Annotated in this window: 2 protein-coding genes; both read right to left on the bottom strand. The window is 74.1% G+C overall.

Annotated elements, in window-relative coordinates; genetic code table 11:
* Positions 1–309: 309 nt before the first annotated feature.
* Positions 310–1,437: an alpha/beta hydrolase gene (locus FNH04_RS45220; protein ID WP_194237041.1), complete on the bottom strand. Its 1,128-nt coding sequence runs from the start codon at positions 1,435–1,437 to the stop codon at positions 310–312.
* 77 nt (positions 1,438–1,514) lie between these two features.
* On the bottom strand, positions 1,515–2,172 hold a 658-nt coding region (locus tag FNH04_RS45215; RefSeq protein ID WP_152792033.1), incomplete at its 5' end, for a class II aldolase/adducin family protein.

Raw genomic sequence — 2,172 nt, 5'->3', positions numbered from 1 at the left:
GGGTCACTGCTGCTCGGGGAGCGGCGGCCAGGGTTCGGGGACGGACGAGTCGGAGCCTGGAGTCGCGCGGATTACGGGACGTCACGAGGGCAGTCTTGCGGTTGACGGTCCGAAAACCCAAACGGAATGTCACAGGGGGCTACAGGGATGGCCAACGCAGGGGGTTCACGGGGCGCTCGACACGTGTGAGCCCGGCGATGCCCGAGCGGTAAGCGGAATGTGCGCCGCCGCTCTCCCTGTCCGTGTCCTGCCTGGGTCCTGCCCGCGTCCTGCCTGCGGCGTGTCCGCTGCGTGTCCGCGTCGTCCGGTCTACATCAGCGGGGTCAGGAACCGGCGGAGGGCCTCTTCGTAGCCCGCGGGGTCGGCGTTCCACATGGCTCCGTGGGGTGCGTGCGGGACCGTGTGGAGGGCGACCTGGTTCGGGCTGCGGTCGGCGAGGCGGCGGGAAGGGTCCCAGGGGGCGACGGTGTCGTCCGGGCCGTGGAAGATCAGGACGGGCGCCTTGAGCCGGCCGGGGGCGAGGGCCGCCTGGAGGGGGCCGCCGCGCAGACCGGTGCGGCCCTGGGCGGCGCGGACGGCCAGCGGCAGCAGGGCGCCCGGGGTGCGGCGGGCCGCGGCGAGGGCGCGCAGCGTGGCCTCCCAGTCGAGGACGGGCGAGTCCAGTACGAGCCCGGCGACACGGCTGCGCAGCGCCGAGTACGCGGCGGCGTGCAGGGCCATCGTGGCGCCGGTGGACCAGCCGTACAGGACCACCTGCTCGGCACCGTGGCGCACGGCGTGACGGATGGCCGCGTCCAGGTCGTGCCACTCGGTCTCGCCGAGGTGGTTCAGGCCGTCCGGGGAGCGGGGCGCGCCGGGGTCGCCGCGGTAGGCGGGGACGAGAACCGGGAGGTGGCAGCGGTGCAGGAACTCCAGGACGTTCATGGGGTGTTCGCGCGTGGCGCCCAGTCCGTGCACGGCGATCACCCAGATGTCGCGGGCCGCGGGCACGGACCAGGCGGGCAGGGTGCCGAGCTCGCCGGGGACGTCGAGGTCGGTGTGGTCGAGTCCGAGTGCGGTGGTCGGGTCGCCGACGTGCAGGTTCGGGGTGAGCCAGACCTTGTCGCCGGGTTCGAGGGTGCCGTGGACGACACGTTCCAGGCGGCGTACGACGGTGTCGGCGGTGTGGCCGACGGTGTCCAGGACAGGGCCGACGACCGCGTGCGAGCCGTTGCCCACGAGGCCGTACCGGCCGGGGCGCTGTGAGGCGAGGTCCCGGGTGAGCGTGATCTGTCCGGCGGCCGTCGCGTGGACGGTCAGCCGGGGCTCCGTCGGAAGCGGTCGGCCCGGCGCCGCCTTCAGCGCGGCATCACTGGCGAACCGGCCGGCGGCGATGCTCGCCGCTCCGGCTGCGAGGGCGACGGTTGCGGCCGCGGCCGCGGCTTTGACTGTGCGCACCCCTCCAGTGTCCAGACGGACCAGCCGACGGGCCAGCGGGCGGACGGCTCGGAGTGACGCGGTCCACACACCGCCCCTCACCCTGGCTGCCCGTACCCCCGCAACCGCTCCCCCACTTCCGCCACCTGCTCGCGGCTCAGGAGCGTCGGCGCCGTCCCGGGCACGGAGGACGCCGCGAGCCAGACGCGGCACATCCATTCGAGCTGGGCCGTGCGGTCGTACGCCTGGGAGAGGGAGGAACCGTGGGTGAGCGTGCCGTGGTTCTGGAGGAGACAGCCGGTGCGGCCCTCCAGAGCCCGCAGCACGTTCTCGGCCAGCTCCTGTGTGCCGTAGGTCGCGTACGGGGCGACCAGAACCTGTCCGCCGAGGGCGGCGGCCATGTAGTGGATCAGCGGCAATTCCCGGACGAGCGTGGAGACGGCCGTCGCGTGGACGGCGTGTGTGTGGACGACGGCGCGGGCGTCGGTGGCGTCGTAGACCGCGAGATGCATGGGGAGTTCGCTCGTCGGGCGGAGGGAGCCGAGGACCTGGCGGCCTGCGAGGTCGACGCCCACGACGTCCCCGGGCGCGAGCCGGTCGTACGGCACTCCTGTCGGCGTGACCAGCACCGTGTCGCCGACGCGCACCGAGACGTTGCCCGACGTCCCCACGACGAGGCCGTCGGCCACGGTCCGGCGAGCCGTCGCGACGAGCTCGTCCCACGCCCGCGCCACCTCGTCCGGCGCACCCCCGCCC

The organism is Streptomyces phyllanthi, assembly GCF_009377205.1.
Classification (GTDB): Bacteria; Actinomycetota; Actinomycetes; order Streptomycetales; family Streptomycetaceae; genus Streptomyces; species Streptomyces phyllanthi.
Note: the sequence above shows the minus strand (reverse complement) of the source record. Positions and strands in the feature narration are given on the sequence as shown.